Genomic DNA, 24,455 nt, shown 5'->3' with positions numbered 1-24,455 from the left:
GACGATACTCCGTCGCCTACCTCTTCTTCCACCCGCCACGCCGTCCCGGCTGCCCGCCCGTCGACTTCGGCGCCGGCCCGAACTCCGGCCCCGACTGCCTTGAGTCCGTCGGCTGGATGATCCGGCTCGTGCTGCCGAACGGCTTTGACGGCAGGCTCGGGTTTTCGCGGTAGGGCAACGACTCCGGCCCGTGCATCTCGTCGAGATGTGGCTTGTGCACCTTCGATCCGCTGCCGCCGCCGCTTGCTTTCAGTGCGGAGCTCACGGTTTTCTTCTTCATCGCGCTGACGGGCAAGTTGGCGGCGTCGCCGTACTTCTTGGTGCCGGCATAGGCGCCGGCCTTGCCTTGCACCGTGCGCTGCTTGACGGTGGGATCGTCGACCACCGCGAGCTCGGTCGCGCGCAGGCGCTTGACTTCGTCGCGCAGGCGGGCGGCTTCCTCGAAGTTCAGATCGGCGGCGGCCTCGCGCATCCTTGTTTCGAGATCGGCGAGCACGGCTTCAAAATTGTGGCCGATCGAGATGACGTCGTCGGTCATGTCGTGGCCGCCGACCTCGACCAGCACATGGTCGCGCTCGTAGACGGAGTTGAGGATGTCGCCGATCTGCTTCTTCACGCTCTCCGGCGTGATGCCGTTGGCGGTGTTGTACTCGACCTGTTTTTCGCGGCGCCGGTTGGTTTCCGCGATCGCGCGCTCCATCGACCCCGTCATCTGGTCCGCATAGAGGATCACCTTGCCGTCGACGTTGCGCGCGGCGCGGCCGATGGTCTGGATCAGCGAGGTCTCGCTGCGCAGGAAACCTTCCTTGTCGGCATCCAAAATCGCGACCAGCGCGCATTCGGGAATGTCGAGACCTTCGCGCAGCAAATTGATGCCGACCAGCGCATCGAACGCGCCCAGACGAAGATCGCGGATGATCTCGATGCGCTCGATGGTATCGATGTCAGAATGCATGTAGCGCACGCGAATGCCCTGCTCGTGCAGATATTCGGTGAGGTCCTCCGCCATGCGCTTCGTCAGCACCGTGATCAGCGAGCGATAGCCGGCCTGGGCGGTGGCGCGGACCTCGCCGACGAGATCGTCGACCTGGGTGCGGGCGGGGCGTATATGAACGGGAGGATCAATAAGCCCCGTCGGGCGGATCACCTGTTCGACGAACACGCCGCCGCTCTCGTTCAGCTCCCAGGCGCTCGGCGTGGCCGACACCGCGACCGTCTGCGGCCGCATCATGTCCCACTCCTCGAAGCGGAGCGGGCGATTGTCCATGCACGACGGCAGGCGGAAGCCGTATTCGGCCAGCGTCGCCTTGCGGCGGAAGTCGCCGCGGAACATGCCGCCGATCTGCGGCACGGTGACGTGGCTTTCGTCGGCGAACACCAGCGCGTTGTCGGGGACATATTCGAACAGCGTCGGCGGCGGCTCGCCGGGCAGGCGCCCGGTGAGATAGCGCGAATAGTTCTCGATGCCGGCGCAGCTTCCCGTCGCCTCCATCATCTCGAGATCGAAGGTGGTGCGCTGCTCCAGCCGCTGCGCCTCCAGCAGGCGGCCCTGGTCGTGCAGTTGGTCGAGCCGCATCTTCAGTTCGGACTTGATCGACTTGATCGCCTGCACCAGCGTCGGGCGCGGCGTCACATAGTGCGAGTTGGCGTACATCTTGATGAATTCGAGCTCGTCCTGCTTGTGGCCGGTGAGCGGATCGAACTCCTCGATGGTCTCGATGGTGTCGCCGAACAAATTCACACGCCAGGCGCGGTCTTCGTAGTGCGCCGGGAAGATGTCGATGACGTCGCCGCGGACGCGGAAGGTGCCGCGGGTAAAATCGGCCTGGGTGCGCTTGTACTGGAGCGCGACGAGGTCGGCGATCAGCTGGCGCTGGTCGATGCGCTCGCCCTTCTTCAGCGCGAAGGTCATCGCGGTGTAGGTCTCGACCGAGCCGATACCGTAGATGCAGGACACCGACGCCACGATGATGACGTCGTCGCGTTCGAGCAGCGCGCGCGTCGCCGAGTGGCGCATGCGGTCGATCTGCTCGTTGATCGAAGAATCCTTTTCGATGTAGGTGTCCGTGCGAGGAACGTAGGCTTCCGGCTGGTAATAGTCGTAATAGCTGACGAAATACTCGACCGCGTTGTCGGGGAAGAAGCTCTTGAACTCGCCGTAGAGCTGGGCGGCGAGCGTCTTGTTCGGCGCCAGGATGATGGCGGGTCTCTGCGTCGCCTCGATCACCTTGGCCATGGTGTAGGTCTTGCCGGAGCCGGTGACGCCGAGCAGCACTTGGCTGCGGTCGTTACGCTGGATGCCTTCGACCAGCTCGGCGATCGCGGTCGGCTGGTCGCCGCGCGGCTGGTAGGGCGACTTGATCTCGAAGCGCACGCCGCCTTCGGACTTCTCCGGCCGCGGCGGCCGGTGCGGGGTCCACACCTTGGTGGAGCCGTCGTCCTTGCGGAATTCCGGCCGGCCCTCGCGGATCAGCGATTCCAGTGCGTCGGCAGTCGCCTTGACCCCGAGCGCCTCCATCTTGGTGCGCGGCGGACGCGCCAGCGCCTCGGCATCGTCCTCCTCGGTGGGAAGCCCGAGCTGCCGCGCCAGTTCCGGATCGAGCGTCGGGATCGTGGCGGCAGTGCCGTAATTGGCCTGGGGCGCCTCGTCGAAACCGCCGCTCTCCGAAGCGCGCACCCCCGGTGGCTGCGGATTGGGCCGCAGCGGCATCGGTCTCGTCGCATCCTGCGGAAACTCCTTCGGCGTCGAGGCGCGTGCCCGATGCGCGGCAGCCTCGCCCCCGGCGCGGCGGTCGCGCGAATTGTCCGGCGGCGGCTGCAGGCCAGTGCCCGATCCCAGCCCGGCATCGCCACGATTGATCGCGGGATTGAGCAACTCGGCCAGCGCCGGCCCGATCGGCTGGACGTCAGGGCGGTGCGCCTTGGAGTTCGGGGCTTTGGATTTGGGGGATTTCGGGGGAGCAGGTTTCTTCGCCATGCCCCGAATATGGGACGAGTCAGCCCTTCAGAAAAGAGCGAAGGTACGTCCGTGCTCAGGCTGCTGACAGCAGGTTGGCAGCAGCCTCTTTAAGCCGCCGGCGGCGGGGCCTCGTCGTCGTTGCTCGCCCGGTGCGGCTCAAGGATGTCGAGATGGATCCCGCCGCAACCGGTGCAGCGCATGGTCCAGTACTCGCATCCGGCGCGGCCGCCGATCACGCGAAGCACCGCAAGATCGCCGTCGCATTCGGGACATTTCGACAGCACATTACGGGCGTAGATCCTCGGCCGCGGCGCGTCTTCGAATTCGATGACTGACATAGCCGGCTCCCCCTTTATGCTGCGCGGTCCCTTGGTTCGCTTGGAGTCCCGCGCTTATTCGTCGTCGTGCTCGTCGGCCCGCCGGCGGAAACGGTCGATGTGGTGCTTGGCATCGGCGATCGCCGCGCTCTGATCGGGCCAGGCGAAACCGACTTCCATGGCCGGAAACAGCACGCCGTCGATGGCAAGGGGGCTGAGATCGGCGCGGCGGATGCGGGCATGCCAAAGGCCTTTGCCGGCCTCGAAGGATTCGATGTCAAAACCGTCGTAGAGGGTCGTCATTGTAGTCCCCAAATGTTCCGTAAGTGTCTTGTTGGAGGGGCAAGGTGACCACGTTTGGCGCGTTCAGTATGTGAAGCCATTCACAAGCGGCCGGCTTTTTTGCCCAGGGCCTCGTGGAACGGGCGTCAGTTCCGCGGCGCGGCGCGGCCGATCCGCCTGGCGGGGCGTGCTGCGGGCTCAGAGGCCGCCCGCATGATCCAGCGCCGGAACGCGGCGAAGTCGCGCTGCTCGGTCTGAAAACTGCGATACAGCAGGTACCAGCGCATGCCCTTGGGAACCGAGAGATCGAACGGCGCGACCAGCCTGCCGGCGGCGAGATCGTCGTCGATATAGGGCCGGATGCCCATGGCGATGCCAAGGCCGTCGGCGGCGGCCTGGAGCGCCTGACCGTAGAACTGGAATTCCGGTCCGCGCGCGTTGATGCGGGTGAGGTTCGCGGCCTTGAGCCAGATCGGCCAATCCTCCGGCGAATGCGTGACGCGGATCAGGCCCGGCCCTTTGAGGTCGGCGGGCCGCTTCAGGCCGGTGGCGAGGCGAGGCACGCAGACCGGCGTGAGGTCGCCGGCGAATAGCGGCTCGGCGACCAGGCCGGGCCAGTCGCCGGTGCCGAGCTTGATGCCGCAGCTCCAGTCCTCGCCGAATGGGACCTCGGCGCCGCCGGTGGTGAAGCGCACCTCGATGTCGGGCTCCTCGCTGCGAAACTCCGACAGGCGCGGGATCAGCCAGCGCATTGCAAAGGTGTGGCCGACGCCAATGGTGAGCACGCGGACGCTGGAGGGCGCCGTCACCTGCGCGGTGAGGCTTGCCAGCGCGTCGAAGATCGGCGTCAGCCCGCTTTGATAGGCGCGGCCTGCCTGCGTCAGCACGAGCTTGTTGGCCTTGCGCTCGAACAGCGCGACGCCGAGACGTTCCTCCAGCAGATGCACCATGCGGCTGACGGCCGCCGCCGACACGCTGAGCTCGAGCCCGGCCGCGGCGAAGCTGCCGGTCCGCGCCGCCGCCTCGAACGCCTTGATGCCGTTGAGAAACAGCAGCCGCCGCAAATGACCCACCCTCAGGAAAGCTGATGCAAGGCCAAGATAACTCAGTTTGCGAAGCCGGGGCAAGCGAGGCACAAGAATGAGAGTAATTCCAAGCAATGTTGGGGGCCGCCGCCGCGTTCTTCGCCTCTCCCCGCACGCGGCGAGAGGCCGGAATTTGCGACAGAAAATTCCGGGTGAGGTGGACTCTCCGCGAGCCCGATTGCCACCTCTCTTGCGGAGACTCCCCCTCACCCCACCCTCTCCCCGCAAGCGGGGCGAGTGAGTGATGCAGCCTTCGTCCCTTACGCGCTTGCAGGAGAATTTCTCGTGACGCCCATCATGATCGCGGCCCTCGGATTGCTGATGGTCGCCACCGCGTTCCTGTCGGGACTGTTCGGCATGGCGGGCGGGCTGATCCTGATCGGCGTGCTGCTGGCGCTAATGCCGCTGCCGACGGCGATGGTGCTGCATGCGATCACGCAGATGGCCTCGAACGGCTGGCGCGCGCTCCTCTGGCGCGCGCATATCCGCTGGCGGCCGGTCGCGAACTACATGGTCGGCGCTGCCATCGCGCTCGCGGCCTGGTCGCTCAGCCGCTATGTGCCGGACAAGCCGATGGCGCTGCTGCTGCTCGGCATCACCCCGTTCATGGCGCGGCTGCTGCCGTCGAACATCAAGCCGGATCCTGACCGTCTCTGGCAGGGCACGGTCTATGGCACGATCTGCATGGGCCTGATGCTGATGACCGGCGTGTCGGGCCCGTTGCTCGACACCTTCTTCCTCGGCGGCGATTTCGGCCGGCGCGAGAAGGTGGCGACGAAGGCGATGTGCCAGCTCGTCAGCCATTTCACCAAGCTCGTCTATTTCGGCGGCATCATCGACCAGGCCGCGAGCCTCGATCCCGTGCTCGCCGGCGTCGCGATCGCGGCCTCGATGCTCGGCACCACGCTGGCGCGGCGCATCCTCGAAGCCATGACCGACCAGCAATTCGTGGCCTGGTCGAACAAGCTGATCACCACCATCGCCTGCTACTATATGGCCTATGGCGGCTGGCTCCTGGTTCGCACGCCGGTGCTGGCGGCCTTCGACAAGGGAGGTTTGCAATGAGCGAGACAACCGACCCGCTGGTGCTGGACTTCGTCGAATGGGTCGCGCGCGAGCCGCGCGCCTATGCCGAGGTGATCGCGACCTGGAAGACCTCGTGCCCACGCCTCACCATCTGGGAAGACGCCGCCGAGCGGGGCTACGTCACCCGCGAAACACTGCCTGGTGTGGGGCTGATCATCGCGGTGACGACGGACGGCGAGAGGTTGCTGCGCACGAACGGGCGGTGACCCCCACCTCCGCCTCCACATCGTCATTGCGAGCGCAAGCGAAGCAATCCAGAATGTCTCCGCGGCGGCAGTCTGGATTGCTTCGCCGCGCTCGCAATGACGGAACACCAGCCATGTCGCTCAAACTCTTCGAACTCGTCGGGACCGATGCCGCGCGCCCGTTCAGCCCGTATTGCTGGCGCACGCGGATGGCGCTGGCGCACAAGCACCTGTCGGCGGAATCGCTGCCCTGGCGCTTCACCGAGAAGAGCGCGATTTCGCCGCACGGCTCGGAGAAGGTCCCGGTGCTCCTGCATCATGACAAGCCCGTGATCGATTCCTGGGCGATCGCGAATTATCTCGAAGACAATTTTCCAGACCAGCCGTCGCTGTTCGGCGGCGAGGGCGGCCGCGCCATGGCGCGCATGCTCAACGCCTGGGGCGATATCGCCATCGTCGGCGGCATCTTTCCGCTGATCATCGCCGACATCCCGAAGAATCTCGCGGAGGTCGATGCCACCTATTTCCGCCAGTCGCGCGAGGCGCGTTTCGGCGGCAAAACGCTGGAAGACGTGATGGCGAGCCGCGACACCGGCGTCGTCGCGTTCCGCAAGTCGCTCGAGGTGATGCGGCAGACCCTCAAGAGGCAGCCCTTCATCGGCGGCAGCGCGCCGAACTATGCCGACTACATCGTGTTCGGCGGTTTTCAGTGGGCGCGCGTGACGAGCCCGTTCAAGCTGCTGGAGAGCGATGATCCCGTCTATGCGTGGCGCGAGAAGCTGCTCGACGCGTTTGACGGTATGGCGCGGACATCGCCGGGACACGCGGTGTAGGCTTGGTCGCTTCGTAGGGTGGGCAAAGGCGCAAAGCGCCGTACCCAGCATCTCCCCACACACGTAATAAAAATGGTGGGGACGCTTCCGTCTTCGCTCTGCGAGCTACGGCGGACAAGTCGCTTTGCCCACCCTACGGTACTGCCGTAGCTCGGATCACGCTTCCGCTCCATCCGGGCTACGCACCCCTGCCGCCTTCCGCAAACACTCCCGGCACAAACAATCCTCGCCCTTGACCGGCATCGGCAGGCGCGCCGTTTCCTCCGCGCACCAGCAGTTGCCCGAGAGATCGCAGCCGAACTCGGCGCCGCAACGGGAGCAGGCGAGGCGGCGCGGTTCCGGCAAGGGAAAATCGGAGGGAAATTCTTTCGGATTTGTCATGATCTGCCCAAAGGCCGCCCCGTCATTTTCATGCCGGGTTCATCTCCCGCTACGGTATATTAGGCGCTGCGCTCAGACTCGGAAAGCGGTTGGCAACGCGCGAAGGACACATCGATGGCCCGCGATTCGCAAGCTGCCCTCGTCGCGCTCAACCGTTTCGGCTTCGGAGCGCGCGGCGGGGCGTCCGGCGATCTCATCAACGCGGCGTCCGATCCGCGTGGCTTCGTGAAGGCGGAACTCGCGCGCCCCAACGGGGTGCTGCTGGAGGCGCCGGGCCTGCAATCGACGCCGCAGCTGGGCCAGGCCGTGTTCGCCTATCAGGACCAGGTCAAGCAGGCGCGCGAGGCCGCGAAGGCCGCTGCGCCCGCTGAAGGGGCGCAGCAGGCACCGGCCGATCCGAAGCCGGGGCTGCGCCGCAATCTCTCGCTCAACGCGGCCGCGACCGAGATCGCCGGCCAGATGACTGATGCGAAACCGGCGGATAGTTCGGCGAAACCGGATACGATGCAGCCCAATGCTGCCGCGCCCCCTGCCGCCAAGCCCGCGCCGCAGCCGCTCAACGTGATCCAGAAAACCTTTCGCGTCGAAGCGCTGGCGCGCTTGCAGCGCGCGACGCTGGTCGAGTGCGGCTTCACCGAGCGGCTGGTGGTGTTCTGGTCCAACCATTTCTGCATCTCCGCGAGCAAGGGCGAGCTGGCGCGGATATGGGCCGGCGCGTTCGAGCGCGAGGCGATCCGGCCGCATGTGCTTGGGCGCTTCGCCGACATGCTCAAGGCCGTCGAGCAGCATCCGGCGATGTTGTTCTTCCTCGACAACCAGCAATCGCTCGGGCCGGACTCGCGCGCCGGGCAAAACCGCAAGCGGGGGCTGAACGAGAATCTCGCGCGCGAGATCATGGAGCTGCATACGCTCGGCGTCGGCGGCGGCTACACGCAGGACGACGTCACCTCGCTCGCGCGCATCATCACCGGCTGGACCTTTGCCGGCCGGCAGGGGCAGCTGGGAACGCCCGGCTCCTTCGTGTTCAACGTCAATGCGCACCAGCCCGGGCCGCAACTGCTGCTCGGCAAGACCTACCAGCCGACCGGCCTTGCGCAGGGCGAGGCCGCACTCGCCGACATCGCGCGACATCCCTCGACCGCCAATTTCATCGCCACCAAATTCGTCCGCCATTTCGTCGCCGACGATCCGCCGCCGGCGCTCGTGGCGCGATTGCGGGAAACCTTCGTCAAGACCGACGGTGATCTCAAGGCGATGGCGACGGCGCTCGTCGATTCCGACGAGGCCTGGAAGGCGCCGCTGACCAAGATGCGCTCGCCTTACGACTTCGTGGTCGCGAGCGGCCGGCTGCTCGCGCGCGTGCCGGAAGATCCCGGCGGCTATCTCAACAATCTCAATCTGCTCGGCCAGCCGCTGTGGTCGCCGGCCGGGCCGAACGGTTTTCCGGATACCAGCGCGGCCTGGGCCGCACCCGAAGGCATCAAGCTCCGGCTCGACATCGCGGCGCAAATGGGCGCGCGGCTTGGCAACAACATCGATCCGCTCGACCTGCTGGAGTTCGCGGCCGCCGATGCGGCCTCGATCGAGACGCGCAAAACCATCGAGCGCGCGGAGTCGCGGCAGCAGGCGCTGGCGCTGCTGCTGATGTCGCCGGAAATGCAGAGGAGATGATGATGATCGACTGCGTCGAGAACCGGCTCCTCACCTCGCGCCGCGGCCTGCTGCTCGGCGGCGCCTCCTTCGCGGCCTGGGCCTATTTGCCGAAATTCGCCCGCGCGGCCGGTGGCCGCGATCCGCGCTTGATCGTGGTGATCCTGCGCGGCGCGCTCGACGGGCTCTCGACCGTCGCGCCGCTCGGTGACCCCGATTATGCCGGCCTGCATGGTTCGATCGCGCTTGCCGCCGACGGCGCGCGTCCCGCGATCATGCTCGATCCTTTCTTCGCGCTGCATCCGGCGATGCCGGAATTCGCGCGCATGTATCGCGACATGCATGCCGCGGTGATCCATGCCGTTGCGACGCCCTATCGCGACCGCTCGCATTTCGATGGTCAGGACGTGCTCGAAAGCGGCTATGCCGGCCCCGGCCGCGTGCAATCCGGCTGGCTCAATCGCGCGCTCGAAGCGCTGCCGCGCGGCGAGCGCGTGTCGAGCGGTCTCGCGGTCGGTCCGACCACGCTGCTGGTATTGCGCGGCAATGCGCCGACCGTCGGCTGGGCGCCGGTGGCGCTGCCGCAAGCCGACGACGACACCGCGATGCGGCTGGTCGATCTCTATCGCCACCGCGATCCCGCGCTGGCCTCCGCGCTGTCGCAGGGCCTCCAGTTGGAGAAGGCCGCGAGCGGCGACGACATGAAGCCGAAGCCTGGCAATCAGGTCGCGCAGATGCGCCAGGTCGCGCGCGGCGCCGCAAAACTGATGGCGGCCGACGACGGCCCGCGCATCGCCGCGCTCGCTTTCGACGGCTGGGATACGCATGCCAATGAAGGCGGTCCGGTCGGGCGTCTGGCCTTTCTGCTCGGCGGCCTCGATGGCGCGCTTGCCGAGTTCGAAAGCGGCCTCGGCGAGCGCTGGCGCGACACCGCAATCGTCGTCGCCACCGAGTTCGGCCGCACCGCGCGCATCAACGGCACCGACGGCACCGATCACGGCACGGCAACGATTGCGCTGCTCGCCGGCGGCGCGGTGAAAGGCGGCCGCGTCATCTCCGACTGGCCCGGCCTCAAGCTCGCCAACCTCTATGAAGGCCGCGACCTCAAGCCGACCACGGACCTTCGCTCGGTCATCAAGGGCGTGCTGCAGGGACAGTTCGGCCTGTCCGATCGCGTGCTGGCGGAGACGGTGTTCCCGGACAGCACCGCTGCGCGGCCGATGAAGGGATTGGTTGCTTAGCCGTCATTCCGGGCCCGCGCCTTGCGGTGCGTCCCGGAATGACGACATGATCAGCCGAGCATCAGGAGATCACCCGCATGTACATCGCCATGAACCGCTTCCGCGTCACCAAGGGCTCTGAAACCGCTTTCGAACAGGTCTGGCTCTCGCGCGACACGTTTCTCGACGGGGTGCCTGGCTTCGTCGAATTTCATCTGCTGCGCGGCCCCGAGCTCGAGGACCACACGCTCTATGCCTCGCACACGATCTGGGCGAACCACGCCGCATTCGAGGCGTGGACCAAGTCGGAGGCGTTTCGCGCGGCGCATCAGCGCGCCGGCGATAACAAGCCGCTTTATCTCGGCCATCCCCAGTTCGAAGGCTTTGAGGTGATGCAGACGGTGAGACGCGGCGCGAAGTAACGCGCCGCGCTTCGAACATCAGCCCTGGGTGATCTTGTCGATCTCCGCCATCTCGTCGGCGCTGAGCTTCCACGCGATCGCCTTGACGTTCTGCTCGATCTGCTCGACGCGGGTGGCGCCCGCGATGACGCTCGAGACCTGTGGGCGGCCGGCGAGCCAGGAGAAGGCGAGCTCGAGCATCGAGTGTCCGCGCGCTTGCGCGAAGGCCTGCAGCTTCTCGACGATCACCTCGTTGCGCGGGGTGACGTAGCGGTCGCGCAGTCGGGGAGTTTGGCCAAAGCGGGTGTCGCCGGGCGCGGCCTCGCCCTTCCTGTATTTGCCGGTCAGAAGTCCGCTCGCGAGCGGGAAGAACGGCAACAGGCCGAGCTTGTATTCCGTTGCTGCCGGCAGCAGGTCCTTCTCGATGTCGCGCACGACCAGGGAATATTCGTCCTGGCAGGAGACGAAGCGGCTGACATTCATCGCGCGCGCGACATACTCCGCTTCCGCAATCCGCCACGCGGGAAAGTTCGAATTGCCGATGTAGCGGACCTTGCCCTGGCGAACGAGATCGTCGAGCGCGCGAAGACTCTCCTCGATCGGCGTCAGCGGGTCGTAATCATGCTGCTGGTAGAGATCGATGTAATCGGTCTTCAGCCGCTTCAGGCTCGCGTCCACGGCCTCCATGATGTAGCGGCGCGAGGCGCCCTGCTTGGTTCCGTCTTCCGCCATCGGCTTGGAGTATTTCGTCGCCAGCACGATGTCCTTGCGGCGATCGCCCAGCACGGCGCCGAGCACGTTTTCCGAGCCGCCCATGTTCGAATAGATGTCGGCGGTGTCGAACAGCGTGATGCCGCTGTCGAGCGCGCGGTGGATCACCTTGCGCGAGGCCTCGAGGTCGATGCGCTGGCCGAAATTATTGCAGCCGAGCCCGACCGCGGACACGCGCAGGCCGGAGGCGCCGAGATTACGAATTTCCATGGGAGATCCTGTCAGAGATGAGCAGGGGCGCATTGTGACCGCGGCGGACGCGACCGGCAAGCTGCGCGCCGCGCTGCTGCCATGCTGACAGAGCGGACAAAAAAATGCGGCCCCTGTCAGACGCGGCGACTGACGGGGACCGCTTTGGGGCGCTTGATCGGTGACGGGGGGCCTGATCAGACGCAGGTGCAGCGTAGTCCCGCTATGTTACGCGCGGGTGACAGGCCGAGTTATCCACAGGGACGCTGAGGCTGCCGCTATCAGAAGATCTTGCGATAGATGATGAAGCCGGAGCGCTCGGCGACCTTGTCGTACAGGCTCTGCGCCGTGACGTTGGTCTCGTGCGTCTGCCAGTAGACCCGCGGGGACCCCGCGAGCCTTGCGCGCTCGTAGACGCCGTGGATCAGCGCCGAGGCCACGCCCTTGCCGCGCGCCGTTTGAAGCGTGAACAGGTCCTGCAGATAGCAGGACGGCTCGATCGCAGTGGTGCTGCGATGAAACAGATAGTGCGTCAGCCCGAGCAGGCGCCCGTCGCTCTCGGCGACCAGCGCGTGCACCGGTTCATAGGCATCGAAGAAGCGCTGCCACGTCATCCGCGTGATTTCGGGCGCCAGCGCGGTCGCGCCGGAGCGGCCGTAGAAAGCGTTATAGCCATCCCACAACGGCAGCCATTGATCGTAATCCTGTTTCGTGACGGAGCGAATGGTGAGCGACATGTGAGTTTCCGCGATCTCGGAGGACGCAAGGCGGTGAAGCGTCCTTCATACGTGATGCCCGCACTGCCGATCAATCGCGCCGTCGCATCACTCCGCGACACGCAAGTACCGCATCAGCCTGCGGCCCGCGGGATCGCGCAGCGAGCGGTAGTACTCGGCGCGCGCGGGCGGGTCGGTGTGGCGCACGAGGTCGGTCACGGGCGTGTAGCTCAGCATGCGTCCGCCATCGGGCAGGGCGGCGCAGACGAAGCGCAGCACCTCGCCATTGCGCAAGGCGATGTTGATCGGCGTGGCATCGCCGATCCGCACCATTTCCATCCGCTGCGCGATGAAGGTGCCGAGCTCGTCCACGGGCAGCTCGAACGCGCCGGTGTCGCGGCCGTGATACATCAGCGCAATGAAGGGCGGCTTGCCGTCGGCCACTTCGTCCGGCAGCGCAAAATAGTCGCGAAATGCGCGGTTGATGAATTCGGCACGCGTCTCGGCGTCGAGCAGCACGATGCCTATGTCGACCTGGTCGAGCGCGGCCGACAGCCGCGCGGCGGTGGCGTGGCTCTGGCGCTCGGCGGCGAATGTGCCGAGCAGTCGCTCGCGCATCAGGCCGGTGATTGCGGCCGTGCCGGCAGTCGTCACGGCGAGGAGGCCGAGCCGGACCAGATCCGCCGCCGCATAGCCCGGCAGGACCCGATGGGCCAGAAAGAACAACGCCGCGCCGATCACCGCGACGGCAGCGCTGGTCATGGCGGAAGCGAGACCCGACAGCGAGCCGGCGAGCGCCACGATGCAGACGAACAGCGGCGCAGGCGAGGGAACATGGATATAGCGATCGAGCAGGATCGCCAGCAGCGCAATTGCCGCTGTCAGCGCCGGACCGGAGATCGCACGCCATCCGAACCGCATGGGCCAGTCTCGCTCCTCCCGAACGAGGTAAGGCCGCAACACTGGCCGATCGTTGCGCCCATGCGATGCGATTTCATGCGGTCCGCTTAAGGGGCGGTTGCCGGCAAGGGCAAAGCTTTCGGATGATTTTAAGCCAAATGCGCGTGCCTGAGGCGCTGCTGCTGCGCCGGCGCATTCAGCGTCGACGTCCCCGGGCTCTTGCGCATGCCGGTGAAAATCAACAGCGATGCCGCGACCAGGATGGCCGCAGTCAGGGTGATTGCAACGACTACCACAGGCGATTTCATCGGTGTCCTGTCGCGATGCCGGTCGGCGCGGGCCGCGCGGCACCTTGAAGGCGGGTCCGGGATGAAACGGGGATCAGACCGGCAGGCCCATCGCCATGGTCGCCTTGGTCGACAGCACTGTCAGGGTGACGATCAGGCACAGCGAGAGCGCGGCGACGGCGAGCGAGGCCACGACCGCGTTGGTCAGCCGGGAAGACGAAACGGTAACGGTTTGGCTTCGAAAGCCTGCCGTGCCGGACGCCCGAATCATGGTCTAAATCCTTCAACGTGCGAGCGAATCACCCGCGACTCGAACAATTTCCCTGTTTCAACCGGCAATATTGCGGCGGCCATAGCGTCGAAAATGGCGAGAATGCGGCATGGGCTGCCCTTATGCCCGTTATTCCCGGAGCAAGCGCCCCGTCAGGCGCCCGCCGCGATGCTGGCGGGGTCGTCGACGTCGGCCGGCCGCCAGTCCATCGCCACGAAGCCGGGTGCAGCTTCCACGCGCTTCAGCCAGTCCCGGATCGCCGGGAAGGTCGAGAGGTCGAAGTCGCAGCGCTCGGCGAGGTGGGTGTAGCCGTAGAGCGCGATGTCGGCGACCGTGAGCTGGCGGGCGGCGAAATAGGCGTTGGTCTTGAGGTGGTTCTCCATCACCTGGAGCGCGCCATAGCCGCGCTCCATCCAGTCTTCCAGGGAGTGGGTCTGGAGATCGCGGCCGCCCTTGACCAGCGACAGCCAGAAATAGGCAGCGCCGATGTTCGGTTCGAGCGCGTGCTGCTCGAAGAACATCCATTGCAGCGCCTCGGCACGGTCGATGCGGTTCTCGGGCGCGAGCGGCGTGCCGACCGCGACGTACCAGAGGATGGCGTTGGACTCGGCGAGATAGCGGTCGTCGCCGACCTCTAGCAGCGGCACCTGGCCCGACGGGTTCTTGGTCAGAAAGTCCGGCGTGCGACTCTCGCCGCGCAGAATGTCCACCTCGACCGCTTCGTAAGGCACGTTCAACAGGGCCAGCGCAAGGCGGACCTTGTAGCTGTTGCCGGAGCGTTGCATCGAATAGAGCTTGTACATTCTGGAGTTCGTTCCGAGGACGGGAAGGTGCGGTGTTCGTTGCCCCGCACCGCGGCTAAACAATGATGCCGTTGCGAATCCGCCGCAAGACCCGCGCCATAGAAAAACTCGAAAACCCTACCGCACCGCAATGCCGCGAAAGATCATTTTCGTGCGACGCTGCAAGTCAGATCACGCTTGCGTTAGCGCGCGGCCGCACGTTCGTGCGGGACGGTTGAACGATCGTAATCGCCTCGGCCGCTGACGGGCCAAAGTCTTTCAAAGCAAGTCGCTCAAAGGTTGTCTCAAGCGTCCTATCGAGCGTCAGACTGCCGTCAGCTTCATGGCGGCACGCAAAGCGCAAAATTGCTCCGAGGACAGGCCTTGCCGGATATGAGGGATTCCGGTGGCAAAGTTACGGAAAATTGCGGGAAAACGCGTCTGGAAGCGCTCCAGATCCGTAAACTTTTTCGAGATCGGGCCGAAGTTTCTTGCGGCGCAGCGGCACACGTTTTAGGGTGGCTCATTCCCACAATCGGAGTCGTGAGGCCAAAGGGTTCACGACGCTTGTCAGGAGATGACGATGTCCTTCCTTGCCGCTGCGCTCGACCGTGTGAAGCCGTCCGCGACCATCGCGGTCACGGATAAAGCACGTGCGCTGAAAGCGGCGGGCCGCAACGTCATCGGCCTCGGCGCCGGCGAGCCCGACTTCGACACGCCCGCCAACATCAAGCTGGCTGCAATCCATGCCATCGAGGCCGGCAAGACCAAGTACACTGCCGTCGACGGTATTCCCGAGTTGAAGGAAGCCATCATCGGCAAGTTTCAGCGCGAGAACGGCGTGGCCTACAAGCCGAACCAGATCATCGTCGGCACCGGCGGCAAGCAGGTGCTCTACAACGCGCTGATGGCGACCATCAATCCGGGCGACGAGGTGATCATCCCCGCGCCGTACTGGGTCAGCTATCCCGAGATGGTGGCGCTCGCCGGCGGCGAGCCGGTGCCGGTGGTCTGCACTGCCGCGACCGGCTTCAAGCTCCAGGCCGAGGCGCTCGAGCGTGCGATCACGCCGAAGACCAAATGGGTGATCCTGTGCTCGCCGTCGAACCCGACCGGTGCTGCCTACACCAGGACCGAGTTGAAGGCGCTCACCGACGTGCTGGTCAGGCATCCGCATGTGTGGGTGATGACCGACGACATGTACGAGCATCTCGTCTATGACGACTTCCAGTTCACCACGGTCGCGCAGGTCGAGCCGAAACTCTACGACCGCACGCTCACCGTGAACGGCGTGTCGAAAGCCTATTGCATGACCGGCTGGCGCATCGGCTACGCCGGTGGTCCGGCGCAGCTCATCAAGGCGATGTCGACGATCCAGTCGCAGTCGACCTCGAACCCGTCGTCGATTGCACAATGGGCCGCGGTGGAAGCGTTGAACGGTCCGCAGGACTTCATCCCCGCCAACAACAAGGTGTTCAAGGAGCGCCGCGACCTCGTCGTCTCCATGCTCAACCAGGCCAAGGGCATCGAGTGCCCGCGGCCCGAAGGCGCGTTCTACGTCTATCCCTCCTGCGCCGGCACCATCGGCAAGACCGCGCCGTCGGGCAAGGTGATCGACAATGACGAGACCTTCGTGACCGAGTTGCTGGAGACCGAAGGCGTCGCCGTGGTGCAGGGTTCGGCCTTCGGCCTCGGCCCGGCGTTCCGCATCTCCTACGCGACCAAGACCTCCGACCTCGAAGACGCCTGCAAGCGCATCCAGCGCTTCTGCGGTAATCTCCGCTGAGCCTGTCGCGAATACCTATCGAAAAGGCCCGCCTCCGGCGGGCCTTTTTATTGTTTGCACGCTTATCGTCACGCGTGATCTGGCACCACCACGGCTCTTGTGGCATAGAACGTCGCGCACCGCTTGCAGGCGCGCCGCTCTGCTCGCATCACATTCATCGCCGGAGATATTCATGCGCCGCTCACTCGTCCTCGCCGGGCTCACTGTCGCGAGCCTCGTGGCCTCCGTCGCCAACAGCGGCGCGCAGCAGCCGCGGATGGCGCGGGTCGGCGTGCTCGAATGCCGCGGCGGCGCCAGCGTCGGCTTCATCGTGGGCTCGGTGACCCATCTTGGCTGCGTGCTGCGCGCCGACGGCTTGCCGGATGATCGCTACGTCGCGACCATCCGCAAAGTCGGTCTCGACATCGGCATCACCCAGGAGACGGCGCTGGCGTGGGGCGTGTTCGCGCCGGTCGACCGGCTCGGCCCCGGCGACCTCTCCGGCAATTACGCGGGCGCGCAGGGCAGCGCATCGGTCGGCGTCGGCCTCGGGGGTAACGTGCTGGTCGGCGGCTCCAACAATTCGATCGCGCTCCAGCCGCTCAGTGTGCAGGGCCAGGTCGGCCTCAACGTCGCCGCCGGCCTCGAGAGTCTGGAACTCCGTCCGGGTCGTTGACAATTTCGCGTGTGCAGATCGCGTCGGTCCGACGCGATTTCGGCAACGACGCACCGCAGCGACGTTTGATGCTTGCCAAATCTCGGGGACGGGCAGAGCATCGGCGTTTGCCGACCCAATCATGGGCCGAGCTCCACACCAAGGAGGCGGCGAATGGGACAAGACGTCAGAAGTCCCCGAGGTCCACGGTGCATCGCACTGGTGGGCCCATTCCAAAGCGGTAAAACCACACTTCTCGAAGCAATACTGGCGCGAACGGGCGCAATCCCCCGCGCCGGCAGCGTCGACGCCGGAACATCGGTCGGCGACGCCTCTGCGGAGGCCCGTCATCACAAGATGACCGTCGGCCTGACTGCCGCCACCACGAGTTTCATGGGCGACAGCTACACCTTCCTCGATTGTCCCGGTTCCGTTGAGTTCGCCCACGACATGCGCGCAGCGCTTCCCGCTGTCGACGCCGCGGTCGTGGTCTGCGAGGCCGACGAGAAGAAGCTGCCGCAGCTTCAGATCATCCTGCGTGAGCTGGAGGAGCTGAAGATCCCGCGTTTCCTGTTCCTCAACAAGATCGACCGCGCCAACAAGCGCATCCGCGAGACGCTGGCAACGCTCCAGCCGGCCTCGCGCGTACCGCTAGTGCTGCGCCAGATCCCGATCTGGAAGGGCGAGCTGATCGAGGGCTTCGTCGATCTCGCGCTGGAACGTGCGTTCATCTACCGCGAGCACAAGGCCTCCGAGGTGGTCGCGCTCGAAGGCGGAGATCTCGATCGCGAGAAGGAGGCCCGCTTCTCGATGCTGGAGAAGCTCGCCGATCACGACGACGCGCTGATGGAGCAACTGCTCGAGGACATCCAGCCGCCGCGCGATGCGGTGTTCGACGATCTCGCCCGCGAATTGCGCGAGGGGCAGATCTGCCCCGTGCTGCTGGGTGCCGCCGCGCGCGAAAACGGCGTGCTGCGCCTGATGAAGGCCCTGCGCCACGAGGCGCCCGGCATCGAGGAAACTGCAAAGCGTCTCGGCGTACCGGCCAGCAAGGAGGCGCTCGGCTACGTCTTCAAGACGCTGCATTCGCAGCATGGCGGAAAGCTGTCGCTGACGCGATTGCTCGCCGGCCATCTCGACGACGGAGCCACGCTGCAATCCGCCTCCGGCGGGAGCGGCCGCATCTCCGGCATCCTCGCCGTCAACGGCGCCTACGATACCAAGCGTGCGGCGGCCGATGCCGGCGACACGGTTGCGCTCGCCAAGGTCGACCCGATCAAGACCGGCGACACGGTCTCGAGCGGCAAGTCCCCGCCGGCTGCGCTGGTCGCCCCGGAGCCGACGCCGCCGGTGCTCGCGATCTCGGTCGCCGCCACCGACCGCAAGGACGACGTCAAGCTCGGCCAGGCCCTTGCCCGGCTGCACGAGGAGGATCCTTCGCTCGGCATCGTGATGAACGCCCAGACCCACGACACCGTGCTGTGGGGCCAGGGCGAGATGCATCTGCGCGTGGCGAGCGAGCGGCTGCGCGACCGCTTCGGCGTCAAGATCACCTCGCATCCACCCGCGATCGGCTACCAGGAGACCATCCGCAAGCCGATCGTCCAGCGCGGCCGGCACAAGAAGCAGTCCGGTGGCCACGGGCAGTTCGGCGACGTCGTGCTCGACATCAAGCCACTGCCGCGCGGCGAGGGCTTCAAGTTCACCGAGAAGGTGGTCGGCGGCGCGGTGCCGCGCAATTATATCGGCGCGGTGGAAGAGGGTGTTGTCGACGGGCTCACACGCGGCCCGCTCGGTTTCCCCGTCACCGATCTGCAGGTGACGCTGACCGACGGCTCCTATCACAGCGTCGACTCCTCCGACCTCGCCTTCCGCACGGCGGCGCGGGTCGGACTCAACGAAGGCCTGCCGCAATGCCAGTCGGTGCTGCTGGAGCCGATCCACGTGGTCGAGATCGTCTGCCCGACCGACGCCACCGCCAAGATCAACGCGATCCTGTCGGCGCGGCGCGGCCAGATCCTCGGCTTCGACACCCGTGACGGCTGGAGCGGATGGGACTGCGTCCGCGCCATGATGCCGGAGGCGGAGATCGGCGAGCTCATCGTCGAGCTGCGTTCGGCCACGGCTGGAGCCGGCAGCTTCACCCGTCAGTTCGACCACATGGCCGAGGTGACCGGCCGCGCCGCCGACCAGATCATCGCCGCGCATCAGCACGCGGCGTGATCCGTCTCGCGCGGTAAAGCACGCGCAACTCTCTCGCTCCCTCTCCCGTCCTCGCGGGAGAGGGAGCGAGCCTGCGCTCTCTCCACGCGTCATTGCGAGCGCGGCGAATCCGTAACTCCGTCATCCTGAGGTGCGAGTTGCGCAGTGCATTGCACTGCGCGGCGAGCCTCGAAGGATGCACGGCCCCGCTGCATCCGGGCCGCCCATCCTTCGAGGCTCGCTTCGCTCGCACCTCAGGATGACGGAGCAGGGCATGACGATGACGGACGACCCTTGCATTCGTCTCATGATGATGTATTTTACATCATTGTGCATGCTCCAGATATCACTTATAAGCTCTAATACGTGAGGCCACGGTGATCACGTCGTTCCAGATGCGGGCAGCCCGCGCGCTGCTTGGCATTGACCAGAAAGCCCTGGCCGAGCTTGCCGGCGTGTCGCTGCCGACCATCCAGCGGATGGAGGCCAGCACCGGCAATGTGCGCGGCGTGGTCGAGACCTTGATCAAGGTGGTCGAGGCGTTCGACCGGGCCGGCGTCGAGCTGATCGGCGAGCAGGCCCGCAGCGACAGCGGCGGGCGGGGCGTTCGCCTGAAGGAGCCGGGACCGCCGCGCCGCGTGGGAGCATGATCGCGTTGATCGTGCTCGGGATGGGCTAGCGCATCGTCGCACGCGCGCGCTGCACGATGCACCGGAGCATTGTGGGCAGCGGAGCACTCTGCGGACATGAGCATCACAGGCGAACACGCAGGCAAGCTGCATCAGCTGCGTCGGCCGACCTTTGCCGAACTCTATCTCCCCAAGCTCGTCACCGTCTGGCGCGAAGGCTACGGCCTCGCGGATGTCCGCGCCGATGTGTTCGCGGGCCTGACGGTTGCCATCGTCGCGCTGCCGCTGTCGATGGCGATCGCAATCGCCTCGGGCGTGACGCCGGACCGCGGGCTCTACACCGCTGTCGTCGGCGGCTTCATCGTGTCGCTGCTCGGCGGCAGTCGCTTCCAGATCGGCGGGCCCGCCGGGGCCTTCATCGTGCTGGTCGCGGTCACCGCGGAGCGGCACGGCGTCGAGGGCGTCATCCTTGCCACCCTGATGGCGGGCATGGTCCTGATCGCCGCGGGCCTGTTGCGGATCGGCACCTACATCAAGTTCATTCCCTACCCCGTCACGGTCGGCTTCACCGCGGGCATCGCCGTGATCATCTTCGCCAGCCAGCTCCGCGATCTCGGCGGGATCACGCTGGCCGGGAAAGAGCCCGGCGAATTCGTGCCGAAACTCGTTGCGCTCGCCGCAGGCCTGCACACCATCAATCCGTCCGCCGTCGCGGTCGCGATCGTCAGCATTGCCGTCATTGCCGGCCTGCGGCGCTGGCGGCCGTCCTGGCCCGGCATCCTGATCGCGGTCGTGCTCGCGGCGGTCGCGACTGCCGTGCTGTCGCTGCCGGTCGAAACCATCGGCAGCCGGTTCGGCGGCATTCCGCGCGAATTGCCGTCGCCGGCGCTGCCGGCGTTCTCGCTTGCGAAGGCGACGGCCGTGCTGCCGGATGCGATCTCTTTCGCGCTGCTCGCCGCGATCGAATCGCTGCTGTCGGCGGTGGTGGCCGACGGCATGACCGGACGCCGTCACCGCTCCAATTGCGAGCTGGTGGCGCAAGGCGCGGCCAACATCGGCTCGGCGCTGTTCGGCGGCATCTGCGTCACCGGCCTGATCGCGCGCACCGCCACCAACATCCGCGCCGGCGCGCGCGGGCCGCTCGCGGGCATGCTGCATTCGATCTTCCTGCTGCTGTTCATGCTGATCGCGGCGCCGCTCGCGAGCTACATTCCGCTGGCCGCGCTCGCCGCCGTGCTCGTCGTCGTCGCCTGGACCATGGCGGAGAAGCACGAATTCGCGACGCTGCTGCGCTCCTCCTGGGGCGATGCCGTCGTGCTGCTCGCGACCTTCCTGCTCACCATCTTCCGCGACCTGACCGAAGGCATCCTGGTCGGCTTCGCGCTCGGCGCGGTGCTGTTCATCCACCGCATGGCGGAGATGACGGGCATCGAGGAGCGCTCCCCGCTGGTGGCTGCCGATCGTCCCGATGACGGCAATGGCGAGCGCGTGCCTTACGATCCCGCGCTCGCCATCGATCGCGACGTGCTGGTCTATCGCATCACCGGCGCGTTCTTCTTCGGTGCCGCCTCGGCGATCGGAAACGTGCTCGACGGCATCGCCGAGCAGCGCAAGGGTCTCGTGGTCGATTTCGCCGCGGTGCCGTTCCTGGATTCGACGGCTGCCAACGTGCTCGGCCGCGTCGCCGCCAAGGCGCACCGCCAAGGCATCCGGCTGTTCATCACGGGGGCGTCGTCCCCGGTTCGTCGCGCGCTGCTCACCCATGGCGTGACGCCGCCGCGTGCGCGCTATCGCGAGACGATCGCGCGTGCCGTAGCCGACATCAAGGGCGGCGCGGCGCAGCCCGTGGCCGATGACGCGGCCGCGACCTGACGGCGGCGCGCTTCTCAAGCCGACCGATTTGATCGACACTGCCGCGTCACGGCGGTGGTGCAGGGAATGCTGGATTCGCGTCGCAATATCGCGCTGGCCTGCGCGCTCAGCATGCTGACAGGCTATGTCGACGGCATCGGCTTCCTGCATCTCGGCGGCCTGTTCGTCTCGTTCATGAGCGGCAACTCCACGCGCCTCGGCGTCAGCCTTGCGGAAGCGCAGTGGTGGCAGGCCGCCAGCGCCCTCGGCCTGATCGCGCTGTTCGTGGCCGGTGCTGCGGCCGGCAGCCTCGTCGTGCTCGGCGGCGGAGCGGAGCGGCAGCCCTGGCTGCTTCTCATTGAAACCGGGCTGCTTGCGGGTGCCGGACTTTGCCATGCCTACGGCCTGTCGAACCTCGCGATCGCGGCCATCGTGCTCGCGATGGGCCTGGAGAACGCCGTGTTCCAGATCGATGGCGGCGCGGGCCTCGGCCTCACCTATGTCACGGGCGCGCTGGTCAAGGTCGGCCAGTTCCTCGCGGTGAGCCTCACCGGCGGGCCGCGCTGGAATTGGGCGCCGAACCTGCTGTTGTGGGCGGCGCTCGTTGCGGGCTCGGCGGGCGGCGCGCTCGGCTATGCCCGGATCAACCTGGCCGCGATCTGGTTCGCCGCTGCCGCGGCGCTGGCATTGGCTGCGATCGTGGCTGCGGCGATGCGGCGGCCGCGCGCTTGACAGAGCCGGCGGGACGCGAAATGGATCGCCTCGAACACGACCCGAGGGAAAGATGACCCCGCTCAGGACTCCCGCAGCCTGTTTGATCGGATGGCCGGCCGCGCATTCGCGCTCGCCGCTGATCCATCGCTACTGGCTGCGCACGCTCGGGATCGAGGGAGGTTACGTCATCGAGGCGGTCCCGCCCGAGGATCTGCGCGACTTCGTGCTGCGGCTGTCGCTGCGCGGCTTCGTCGGCGCCAACGTCACCATCCCCCACAAGGAGGACGTGCTGGCGCTGTCCACACCCGACGCGCGTGCCAGGGCCGTCGGCGCTGCGAACACGCTGTGGTTTGCCGACGGCGAGCTGCGCTCGACCAATACCGATGTCGAAGGCTTCATCGGCAATCTCGATGCCGGAGCGGCCGGTTGGGACAGGGCGGAAGAAGCATTGGTGCTCGGGGCCGGCGGTTCCTCGCGCGCGGTCGTGTTCGGCCTGCTCGAACGCGGCATCAAGCGCATTCACCTCGCCAACCGGACCATCGCGCGCGCCGAGACGCTGGCAAGACAGTTCGGGCCGAACGTGCATCCGATTCCCTGGGACGGCATCAACGATTTGCTGCCGCGCGCAAGACTTCTCGTCAACACGACCTCGCTCGGCATGCACGGCCAGCCTTCACTCGATGTCGACGTGGCGCGCCTGTCGGACGGGGCGGTCGTCGCCGACCTCGTCTACGTTCCCCTGGTGACGCCGCTGCTGGCGGCTGCGAAGGCGCGCGGCCTGAGCACCGCCGACGGCCTCGGCATGCTGCTGCACCAGGCGGTGCGCGGCTTCGAGCTGTGGTTCGGCCAAAGGCCTGCTGTCACGGCCGAGCTGCGCGCGCTGGTCGAGGCCGATCTCACAAAGACTTGAAAGAGTAACGGCGAATAGCACCCCATCTCCGGAGTTCTATCCCCGTGGGGACAATCCGGAGACCGTCATGCCTGTTCAACGTGCAACTTTCACACGTCCGCTCATCGCCGTCGCGATGGTGGCCGCTTCCACCCTCTATGCCGTCGCGCAGAGGGCGCCGGTGCCGACGCGCGTGCGCGGCACGATCGAGAGCGTCAATGGCGACACCATGCAGGTCAAGTCGCGTAGCGGCGAGGACGTCAAGCTTCGCATCGCCCCTGACGTGAACGTGTCGGGCGTTACCAAAATTTCACTCGCCGACATCAAGGTCGGCTCCTTCGTCGGCGCCACCACGGTGCCGGGTCCGGACGGCGGCCAGAACGCGGTCGAGGTCCACGTGTTTCCGGAGAGCATGCGCGGCACCGGCGAGGGCTCGCGGCCCTATGACCTCAAGCCGAACTCCACCATGACCAATGCCACGGTGTCGGAGAGCGTGGTCGGCAATGACGGCCATACGCTGCTGGTGAAGTACAAGGACGGCGAGAAGAAGGTGTTCGTCGCCGACAACACGCCGGTCGTGACCTTCGTGCCCGGCGACAAATCCGAGCTGAAGACCGGCGCAAAAGTCGTCGCCTTCATGAAGCAGCTGCCGGACGGCTCGTTCGAAACCAACCGCGTCAGTGTCGGCCGCGACGGCCTGACACCGCCGATGTGATGGAGAATCGCAACATGTCGAAATCAAGCTGGATGCCACGCCTGTTCGTGGCCGCGTTCGCCGTCACTTCCATGTTCTCCGCCTCGGCGCAGCAGTCGCCGACGGTCCGCATCCGCGGCACCATCGAGAGCGTCGACGGCAACACGCTCGGCATCAAGACGCGCGAAGGCAGCGACGTGAAGGTGCGCATGACCGACAACGTCGCGGTCTTCGCCGTGGTGAAGACCTCACTGTCGGAGATCAAGGACGGCTCCTATATCGGCGTCACCGGCATGCCCGAGCCCGACGGCACGCAGAAGGCGATCGCCGTGCACATCTTCCCGGAAAACCAGCGCGGCGCGGCCGAAGGTTTCCGTCCCTGGGATGCGCGCGCCAACTCGACCATGACCAATGCGACCGTGGCGCAGACGGTGAAAGGCACCGACGGCCAGAACATCACCGTCAAGTACAAGGACGGCGAGAAGAAGGTGGTGGTGCCGCCGGATACGCCGATCGTCACCTTCGTCGCCAGCGACAAATCCGAGATCAAGCCCGGCGCCAAGCTGATCATCTTCGGCGCGGCGAAGAAGGACGACGGCACGCTGGAAGCCAACCGGGTGAACGTCGGCAGGGATGGGATCACGCCGCCGATGTGAGGGCGCGGCCAGCGCAGGACCTGTAGGGTGGGTTAGGCGAAGCCGTAACCCACCATGCTTCCGCAAATGCGAACCGAAGTTGGTG

The 24,455-nt window shown here is 66.3% G+C and carries 26 protein-coding genes; 15 read left to right on the top strand and 11 right to left on the bottom strand.

The features are described 5' to 3' along the window. Positions 1–16: 16 nt before the first annotated feature. The 4 genes from uvrB to ACKWRH_RS38375 all read right to left on the bottom strand — a co-directional run bounded on the left by uvrB (position 17) and on the right by ACKWRH_RS38375 (position 4,622). Entirely contained in the window at positions 17–2,977 is a 2,961-nt protein-coding gene (gene uvrB / locus ACKWRH_RS38390; protein ID WP_445217780.1) for an excinuclease ABC subunit UvrB, read from the bottom strand. 89 nt (positions 2,978–3,066) lie between these two features. Beyond that, entirely contained in the window at positions 3,067–3,297 is a 231-nt protein-coding gene (locus tag ACKWRH_RS38385) for a hypothetical protein (protein ID WP_445217779.1), read from the bottom strand. A 54-nt stretch (positions 3,298–3,351) separates the two neighbouring features. After that, positions 3,352–3,579, bottom strand: a complete 228-nt coding sequence (locus ACKWRH_RS38380; protein WP_445217778.1) for a hypothetical protein — start codon at positions 3,577–3,579, stop codon at positions 3,352–3,354. 125 nt (positions 3,580–3,704) lie between these two features. Beyond that, positions 3,705–4,622 (bottom strand): LysR substrate-binding domain-containing protein, encoded by a 918-nt coding sequence (locus ACKWRH_RS38375; protein ID WP_028151584.1) that lies wholly within the window; start codon positions 4,620–4,622, stop codon positions 3,705–3,707. A 306-nt stretch (positions 4,623–4,928) separates the two neighbouring features. Between ACKWRH_RS38375 and ACKWRH_RS38370 the strand changes: the two genes are divergently transcribed. The 3 genes from ACKWRH_RS38370 (at position 4,929) to ACKWRH_RS38360 (ending at position 6,747) form a co-directional block, all read left to right on the top strand. Beyond that, positions 4,929–5,708: a TSUP family transporter gene (locus tag ACKWRH_RS38370; RefSeq protein WP_445217777.1), complete on the top strand. Its 780-nt coding sequence runs from the start codon at positions 4,929–4,931 to the stop codon at positions 5,706–5,708. Beyond that, positions 5,705–5,935: a hypothetical protein gene (locus tag ACKWRH_RS38365; RefSeq protein ID WP_445217776.1), complete on the top strand. Its 231-nt coding sequence runs from the start codon at positions 5,705–5,707 to the stop codon at positions 5,933–5,935. The genes ACKWRH_RS38370 and ACKWRH_RS38365 overlap by 4 nt, the downstream gene beginning before the upstream one ends. 113 nt (positions 5,936–6,048) lie before the next feature. Continuing rightward, positions 6,049–6,747, top strand: coding sequence for a glutathione S-transferase family protein (locus ACKWRH_RS38360; RefSeq protein ID WP_445217775.1), 699 nt, complete (start codon positions 6,049–6,051; stop codon positions 6,745–6,747). 156 nt (positions 6,748–6,903) lie between these two features. Here ACKWRH_RS38360 and ACKWRH_RS38355 read toward each other — a convergent pair whose 3' ends face one another. Beyond that, entirely contained in the window at positions 6,904–7,128 is a 225-nt protein-coding gene (locus ACKWRH_RS38355) for a cysteine-rich CWC family protein (protein ID WP_445217774.1), read from the bottom strand. A gap of 114 nt (positions 7,129–7,242) precedes the next feature. Between ACKWRH_RS38355 and ACKWRH_RS38350 the strand changes: the two genes are divergently transcribed. The 3 genes from ACKWRH_RS38350 (at position 7,243) to ACKWRH_RS38340 (ending at position 10,420) form a co-directional block, all read left to right on the top strand. Continuing rightward, entirely contained in the window at positions 7,243–8,799 is a 1,557-nt protein-coding gene (locus tag ACKWRH_RS38350) for a DUF1800 domain-containing protein (protein WP_445217773.1), read from the top strand. A 2-nt stretch (positions 8,800–8,801) separates the two neighbouring features. Next, entirely contained in the window at positions 8,802–10,019 is a 1,218-nt protein-coding gene (locus ACKWRH_RS38345; RefSeq protein ID WP_445217772.1) for a DUF1501 domain-containing protein, read from the top strand. A gap of 77 nt (positions 10,020–10,096) precedes the next feature. Further along, positions 10,097–10,420: an antibiotic biosynthesis monooxygenase family protein gene (locus tag ACKWRH_RS38340; RefSeq protein WP_445217771.1), complete on the top strand. Its 324-nt coding sequence runs from the start codon at positions 10,097–10,099 to the stop codon at positions 10,418–10,420. Positions 10,421–10,438: 18 nt separating this feature from the next. Here the strand turns inward: ACKWRH_RS38340 and ACKWRH_RS38335 are convergent, their stop codons facing one another. The 6 genes from ACKWRH_RS38335 to ACKWRH_RS38310 all read right to left on the bottom strand — a co-directional run bounded on the left by ACKWRH_RS38335 (position 10,439) and on the right by ACKWRH_RS38310 (position 14,336). Continuing rightward, positions 10,439–11,380, bottom strand: a complete 942-nt coding sequence (locus tag ACKWRH_RS38335; protein WP_445217770.1) for an aldo/keto reductase — start codon at positions 11,378–11,380, stop codon at positions 10,439–10,441. A gap of 260 nt (positions 11,381–11,640) precedes the next feature. Further along, positions 11,641–12,096 carry a GNAT family N-acetyltransferase gene (locus ACKWRH_RS38330; protein ID WP_445217769.1) on the bottom strand — a complete coding sequence of 152 codons (456 nt, stop codon included), beginning with the start codon at positions 12,094–12,096 and terminating at the stop codon, positions 11,641–11,643. An 87-nt stretch (positions 12,097–12,183) separates the two neighbouring features. Beyond that, entirely contained in the window at positions 12,184–12,996 is an 813-nt protein-coding gene (locus ACKWRH_RS38325) for a PAS-domain containing protein (protein ID WP_445217768.1), read from the bottom strand. 128 nt (positions 12,997–13,124) lie between these two features. Next, entirely contained in the window at positions 13,125–13,271 is a 147-nt protein-coding gene (locus ACKWRH_RS38320) for a hypothetical protein (protein WP_200889981.1), read from the bottom strand. 85 nt (positions 13,272–13,356) lie between these two features. After that, positions 13,357–13,533 (bottom strand): hypothetical protein, encoded by a 177-nt coding sequence (locus ACKWRH_RS38315; protein ID WP_445217767.1) that lies wholly within the window; start codon positions 13,531–13,533, stop codon positions 13,357–13,359. A 152-nt stretch (positions 13,534–13,685) separates the two neighbouring features. Further along, a complete protein-coding gene (locus tag ACKWRH_RS38310; RefSeq protein ID WP_063985535.1) occupies positions 13,686–14,336 on the bottom strand; it encodes a glutathione S-transferase family protein in 651 nt (216 codons plus the stop codon). A gap of 562 nt (positions 14,337–14,898) precedes the next feature. Between ACKWRH_RS38310 and ACKWRH_RS38305 the strand changes: the two genes are divergently transcribed. The 9 genes from ACKWRH_RS38305 (at position 14,899) to ACKWRH_RS38265 (ending at position 24,370) form a co-directional block, all read left to right on the top strand. Next, positions 14,899–16,101, top strand: a complete 1,203-nt coding sequence (locus ACKWRH_RS38305) for a pyridoxal phosphate-dependent aminotransferase (RefSeq protein WP_039157959.1) — start codon at positions 14,899–14,901, stop codon at positions 16,099–16,101. Positions 16,102–16,273: 172 nt separating this feature from the next. Next, positions 16,274–16,756, top strand: coding sequence for a DUF992 domain-containing protein (locus ACKWRH_RS38300; RefSeq protein WP_445217766.1), 483 nt, complete (start codon positions 16,274–16,276; stop codon positions 16,754–16,756). Between the two features lie 153 nt (positions 16,757–16,909). Then, positions 16,910–18,958 (top strand): elongation factor G, encoded by a 2,049-nt coding sequence (locus ACKWRH_RS38295; RefSeq protein ID WP_445217765.1) that lies wholly within the window; start codon positions 16,910–16,912, stop codon positions 18,956–18,958. A 356-nt stretch (positions 18,959–19,314) separates the two neighbouring features. Beyond that, positions 19,315–19,587 carry a helix-turn-helix domain-containing protein gene (locus tag ACKWRH_RS38290; RefSeq protein WP_014492044.1) on the top strand — a complete coding sequence of 91 codons (273 nt, stop codon included), beginning with the start codon at positions 19,315–19,317 and terminating at the stop codon, positions 19,585–19,587. A 96-nt stretch (positions 19,588–19,683) separates the two neighbouring features. Beyond that, complete coding sequence (locus tag ACKWRH_RS38285; RefSeq protein WP_445217764.1) at positions 19,684–21,438, top strand: SulP family inorganic anion transporter; 1,755 nt, start codon at positions 19,684–19,686, stop codon at positions 21,436–21,438. 66 nt (positions 21,439–21,504) lie between these two features. Beyond that, entirely contained in the window at positions 21,505–22,149 is a 645-nt protein-coding gene (locus ACKWRH_RS38280) for a YoaK family protein (protein ID WP_445217763.1), read from the top strand. Between the two features lie 52 nt (positions 22,150–22,201). Continuing rightward, entirely contained in the window at positions 22,202–23,041 is an 840-nt protein-coding gene (locus ACKWRH_RS38275) for a shikimate dehydrogenase (protein WP_445217762.1), read from the top strand. Between the two features lie 67 nt (positions 23,042–23,108). After that, positions 23,109–23,735, top strand: coding sequence for a hypothetical protein (locus ACKWRH_RS38270; protein ID WP_445217761.1), 627 nt, complete (start codon positions 23,109–23,111; stop codon positions 23,733–23,735). A 14-nt stretch (positions 23,736–23,749) separates the two neighbouring features. Then, positions 23,750–24,370, top strand: a complete 621-nt coding sequence (locus tag ACKWRH_RS38265) for a hypothetical protein (RefSeq protein ID WP_445217760.1) — start codon at positions 23,750–23,752, stop codon at positions 24,368–24,370. Positions 24,371–24,455 lie beyond the last annotated feature (85 nt).

The organism is Bradyrhizobium sp. Pa8 (genome assembly GCF_052588265.1).
This window is presented reverse-complemented; position numbering and strand designations above follow the sequence as displayed.